Raw genomic sequence first — 5407 nt, forward strand, 5'->3', positions numbered from 1 at the left:
GGTGCTGTCCGTCGAGGAAACGTTCTTCCGGATGCTGCGCAATCGCGAGTTCGATGCCGCCGAGCTTTCGATGTCATCGTATTGCGTGACTCTGGGCCGGGACAATCCAGACTTTATCGCCATCCCGGTGTTCCCGTCACGTTTCTTCCGTCATTCCTGCATCTTCGTGTCGGCCAAGAGCGGCATCGAAAAACCGTCCGACCTTGTCGGCAAGCGCATCGGCGTCCCGGAATATCAGATGACCGCGCCGGTCTGGATCCGCGGTATCCTGCAGGACGAATATGGCATCGACCCGGCGTCGGTCACTTATGTCACGGGCGGCGAGGAAGAGCCGGGCCGTGAGGAAAAGCTCAAACTCAATCTGCCGGACAAGTTCAAGGTTGAGCCGATCGGGCCAAACCAGACGCTGACCCGGATGTTGGCTGATGGCGAGATCGACGCGCTGCACACCGCGCGTGCTCCATCGACCTTCTATTCGGAACCGCACAATGTGCGGCGCCTGTTCCCGGACTTCGTCCAGGTCGAGAAAGCCTATTTCGGCAAGACGAATATCTTCCCGATCATGCACGTCGTTGCCATTCGCCGCGACATTTACGAGAAGAACCGCTGGATCGCACAGGCGCTCTACAAGGCGTTCGTCCAGGCGCAGCAGCTAACCTACGAACAGCTGCGCGTCTCAGCCTCGCTCAAGACGATGCTGCCCTGGCAAATTGCCGCGGTCGAGGAAACGATCGCGACGTTGGGCGATCAGTGGTGGCCTTACGGAATCGAGAAGAACCGCCACGTACTCGAGACCTTCACGCGCTATCATCATGAGCAGGGTCTGTCGCCGCGCCAGCTGACGATCGAGGACATGTTCGCGCCGGAGACGTTCGCGGAGTTCAAGATCTGACGTGATGCAATCCGGGAAATGACGGGGCGGAGCATAAGCGGTGCGGGAGCAGCGTGGTTGTCGATGCTCCGTCTTTGCCGGGCTGCCGCAGGATACCCGGCGAGCGGCCGCTGACCGGTTGCGCCCTGTCAGTCCTCGGCGGGGGTGTTCGGGATAGAATCGAATTCGGCGGCGAGATTGGCTGACATGCGCGAAAGCACGTCGACGCACGTCGCAACCTCGGCCGGATCGATCCCGGCGACGGCGATGCGGTTAATGTCGATCGCATATTGCATGAGCTCCGCTTCCAGGGCTTTGCCTCGTTGGGTCAGCGTAACGCTCAACTTGCGGCGATCAACCTTGTCGCGGGTGCGCTCTACAAGCCCGTGCTGCATCATGTTGTTGATTATCGACACAGTCGTGTTTTCTGTGACGTTGGTCATGTCGCTCAGATATTTCTGGGTGACGCCGTCGCGGATCCACAGCACACGAAGGTAATACCAGAAGCCCGTCTTTAGATCGTGCTTCGCCAGCATCGCATTGAGCAGGCGATCGAACCGCCGATGGCAGCGCCGGACCTGATAACCAAGGCTCCATTCCGGATTGAGCTGGGCGGGCCTGTTGGACAAATGCACTCTCCCTGGGGCGTGTCGCCATGTTCGCCCTCCCAATGAGGCAGGGGCAACGGCTTTGATGGTGCACCTGCCCGCCAACGTCCAGTTGGATACTGACGGCAGACTGGGCCTTGCCACGCTCTGCATCGGCGTCGGCATGGGCCTTGCGCTCGCGGTCGAACGGGTCTGAATCGTGCTTCGGTGACACCCTATCTATTCCACGCGGATTGAGCGTGGGTTCTCCGGCCCTTTGAATCCCGCCCGAACTAGGGTGGCCCTCGTGCCCTTACGTCGGTTGAATATATGGCAGTCACGACCATCAAGGCCGCCGAACGAACGCCGGAATCTCGCCCTCGACCCGGATGAGAAACCGCGGGACCGTCAAGTCATAATCCATTAACAAGTCAACCGACCCACGCGGCTGGGGCGGTTGCCAAGAAGGAATGCACGCTGGTTTCGACATTCAACAGGCCCGATGGTTCGGGTCATGCAGGGCCGATTTCGATGAGCGGAGATAGCGGGGAAATCAACCTGCCGTTCGACCTGAGTATCGGATATCAAATCCGACTCACGCATCGACTTATGCAAAAGCTGCTACAGCTGAAGATCGAGCAGTTCGGCGTCACCCTGGGCATGTGGTACTTCTTGCGCGTCCTGTGGGACCAGGACGGCTTAACCCAGAAGGAACTGTCCGACCTTGTTGGAACGATGGAGCCGACCACGCTTTCGGCGATCGCTTCCATGGAGCAACGGGGAATCGTTGCCCGGGTCCGCAACGCGGCGGACAAGCGGAAGATCAACATCTTCCTCACCCCTTACGGTCACGAGCTGAAAAGGAAGCTTCTGCCCATTGGCATCGAAGTTGGGGATATCGCTAAGACCGGCATTTCGCGCCGCGAAGCGGATCTCCAGATCGCCCTATTGGGCGAGCTGCAGACCAATCTAGAAGCTGCGATTCGGAGCCTCTCCCCCGAGGAGCCCGACGCGAAGCCGGGTCGGCGGCGCCGAGAGGACCGAGGGGTCGCCGGCATCACTCATGAGGCAGGCGACTGATGCGATAGTGGGTGTCCTCGCCACCATGGATGCCCCACATCAATGTTGCGCGCCGATACTTACATCACTAATGGTTAGATAACTAAGGAACTGCACGGTGGCGGTCTGCGACGTGAAGGTTGCGTGGAGAGGTGTGCTGATGGTCAGGCCTTGCCTCCGACCGAATCGTCGTCGCTCTCCACCGCGCGGTTGATGACTGCAATCGCTTAGGTGCGGGCCGCGTCCGGTCTGCGAGAGTATCGGGAGAGTTTGAACTTATGAGTTCATCAGCCTTTAAAGGCGCGGATGTGTCCGATCGCCTGGATCGCGCGATAGACAATGCTCTCGCCGACAATCGTTTGGTGGGAACGGTCGTGATCGTCGCCCGGGGCGGCAAGATCGCCTATCGCCGCGCGGCGGGATTTGCAGACCGTGAATCGCAAAAGCCGATGCAAACGGATAGCATTTTCCGATTTGCATCGGTGACCAAACCCTTTGTCACCGCCGCCGTGATGCGCCTGATCGAGGATGGTGTTGTGAGGCTGGACGATCCAGTGACGCGCTTCCTGCCCGACTTTCAGCCGCGCCTGTCCGATGGATCGGTTCCGGTCATCTCGATCCGCCATCTGCTCACGCACACATCGGGGCTCGGCTATCCGTTTCAGGAAGGGAGCGATGGCCATTATCGTCGCCTCGACGTCTCCGACGGGTTGGATCAACCGGGATTGTCGCTATCCGAGAATCTTCGGCGCCTGGCTGCCGCCCCGCTTACCGCCGCACCGGGGTCGGGTTTTCGCTATTCCCTTGGCATGGATGTGATGGGAGGGGTGGTTGAGAGCGTTACCGGTGGTTCGCTACGCGATGCTGTGCGCAAACTGGTCACGGATCCGCTGGGTATCGTCGATACCGGCTTTGCCGTTGCGGATGTTGAGCGGCTCGCGACGAATTACTTCAACAGCGAATCCGTTCCCGTCCGCATCACGGACGGCATGGTAGTGCCTCTGGATGCCTTCAACGGGTCGCTAACGTTCGCGCCGAGCCGTATCCTGGATCCAAACTCCTATCCGTCAGGCGGGGGTGGGATGGTGGGGACTGCGGGCGACGTCCTGCGCTTTCTGGAAACCATCCGGCTCGGGGGTGGTCCGATCCTGAAGCCTGAAACAGTCGAGATGATGGCGACCGATCAGCTCGGACCTCAGGCTGCGGCCTGGGGGCCGGGTTGGGGCTTCGGCTTCGGCTGGGCAGTGCTTGCAGATCCGCACGCCGTCCCGTCGCCGCAGTCTCCCGGAACGCTTCACTGGGCCGGCGGATACGGCAATAGCTGGTTCATCGATCGTGCAAACGCGCTGACGGTCGTGGCCATGACCAACACGGCCTTTGAGGGTATGTCGGGGAAGTTCGTGTCCGACATCCGGGACGCCGTCTACAACTGATCCCCGCAAGGAATCCGCGACCGGCCGGCGTAAGCCGGCCGCGCCGCAGCGAAAATGCGGAGGCGCCGCGTCGATCGCGGCGGCCAGATCACAAATCGTTGCGGTGGCTCCAGTCGATGATCCCGTCGATACAAGCGCTGACATGTTCGGGCTGGCCCTGGTAGAAATGGGTCGCGCCCTTGATGCTCACAAATTCCTTGTTCGCAACGGTGAGCGCGTTGTGAATGATCGGATTATGGCTCGCGGGAACCGCGTCGTCCGCTTCATTCTCGATCTGCAGCACAGGGGTCCGATGGATCTTTGTCGCGTTAACGGCAGCCTTGGAGTTGGATAGGTCGTAGGACCATTGCGACAGCCACGAGCGCAGGGTTGAGAATCGCGCCAAACCAGCGGGTCCCACGTTCACCGTGCGTGGATTGCCAAGATAGGATGCCCCCGGCGCGCGTCCATTGGGGTCGATCGTCGGATCAATCCAGCGCACGTCGCACATCGTGCGGTGCGTGACGAAGGCGCGTTCGGTTTCGCCGTCGTTGCGACGACGGAGCGTGGCAAGCATTTCCTCGGCCCAGGCGGTAATTCTGCGATTGCGGGCCCGCTGCCTCTCGCGGAAGGCGGCGATGAAGTCAGCGGTGAATGGTGGTTTGTTCGGGCAGTCCGGACTATAGATATCGAATTCGAGATCGCGCGTGTCCGGGTCGAATTCGTCGATGACGGAGGGGTCAAGCCATTCGGTCAGCACTTCCGCCCGGCTGAGGTGGGCGGCGATGAGGACTATTCCGTCAACCCGCTGCAGCCGCGCTGCTGTCAGGTCATAAAGGTCGCCGGCGGGCGTGTGGGTGATTGTCGGATGTTCAGACTGGGCCGCATAAAACAGCGATAGCGAGCCGCCGCCCGACCATCCCACCAGGATCACCTTTTCATAACCCAGCGACTCGCGCGCGTGGCGCACCCACTGGCCCATGTCGTAGGCGACCTTTTCCATAATCAGCGCACTATCGTTTCTCGGGTAGCGACTCGACGCGCAAAGTACGTGCAACCCCGCATCGGCAAGCGCCTCAGGCATTGGGAGCAGCTGGGCCGTGGCTGTGGGGTGCATGAACAAATAGACCGCCTTAGATGGCCGCGCTCTCTGCCGGAACAGCTGGCCTTCCAGCTCGGTCGTGCCCTCGGCGCCCGCAAAACTGTAGGTCTCCGTCATCCCCGGTTGATCGCGGAAGCGAACGATTTCGGGAAGGCGATCCCATAGCGCCTTTGTCGGCAATCCTCTCTCCATGGCCATATCCTTAGTTATCTAACTATAATTGCGTATTACCGTACTCCAGTCAAGGGAAGGGCTTCCCATGCGAAGGGGCGCGCACTGAGCAACCATCCCCTCCCCTGTTTGCCCAAATAGGTAGCGGTTTTCCGTTGTCCTCGGTCACGATAGGTACGTTTTTAGGGCGGTACAGCCTATAGAG

At 60.3% G+C, this 5407-nt stretch carries 5 protein-coding genes; 3 read left to right on the forward strand and 2 right to left on the reverse strand.

The features are described 5' to 3' along the window. Window positions 1-892 (forward strand): ABC transporter substrate-binding protein (locus HJG53_RS18050; RefSeq protein ID WP_062347425.1); only part of this gene is annotated, 892 nt, incomplete at its 5' end. A 128-nt stretch (window positions 893-1020) separates the two neighbouring features. Here the strand turns inward: HJG53_RS18050 and HJG53_RS18055 are convergent. After that, a complete protein-coding gene (locus HJG53_RS18055; protein WP_062347432.1) occupies window positions 1021-1500 on the reverse strand; it encodes a MarR family winged helix-turn-helix transcriptional regulator in 480 nt (159 codons plus the stop codon). A 489-nt stretch (window positions 1501-1989) separates the two neighbouring features. Between HJG53_RS18055 and HJG53_RS18060 the strand changes: the two genes are divergently transcribed. Continuing rightward, window positions 1990-2538 carry a MarR family winged helix-turn-helix transcriptional regulator gene (locus tag HJG53_RS18060; protein ID WP_052182396.1) on the forward strand — a complete coding sequence of 183 codons (549 nt, stop codon included), beginning with the start codon at window positions 1990-1992 and terminating at the stop codon, window positions 2536-2538. 287 nt (window positions 2539-2825) lie between these two features. Next, window positions 2826-3950 carry a serine hydrolase domain-containing protein gene (locus HJG53_RS18065; protein WP_217352948.1) on the forward strand — a complete coding sequence of 375 codons (1125 nt, stop codon included), beginning with the start codon at window positions 2826-2828 and terminating at the stop codon, window positions 3948-3950. 88 nt (window positions 3951-4038) lie between these two features. Here HJG53_RS18065 and HJG53_RS18070 read toward each other — a convergent pair whose 3' ends face one another. Beyond that, entirely contained in the window at window positions 4039-5223 is a 1185-nt protein-coding gene (locus HJG53_RS18070; protein WP_037556851.1) for an alpha/beta fold hydrolase, read from the reverse strand. Window positions 5224-5407: the final 184 nt, after the last annotated feature.

The sequence above is a fragment of the Sphingomonas sp. ID1715 genome (assembly GCF_013044515.1).
GTDB lineage: Bacteria > Pseudomonadota > Alphaproteobacteria > Sphingomonadales > Sphingomonadaceae > Sphingomonas_B.

Bases quoted from the DNA above. Each gene is read 5' to 3' on its own strand.
- HJG53_RS18060 (WP_052182396.1), top strand. From the start codon at position 1,990: ATGAGCGGAGATAGCGGGGAAATCAACCTGCCGTTCGACCTGAGTATC.
- HJG53_RS18070 (WP_037556851.1), bottom strand. From the start codon at position 5,223: ATGGAGAGAGGATTGCCGACAAAGGCGCTATGGGATCGCCTTCCCGAA.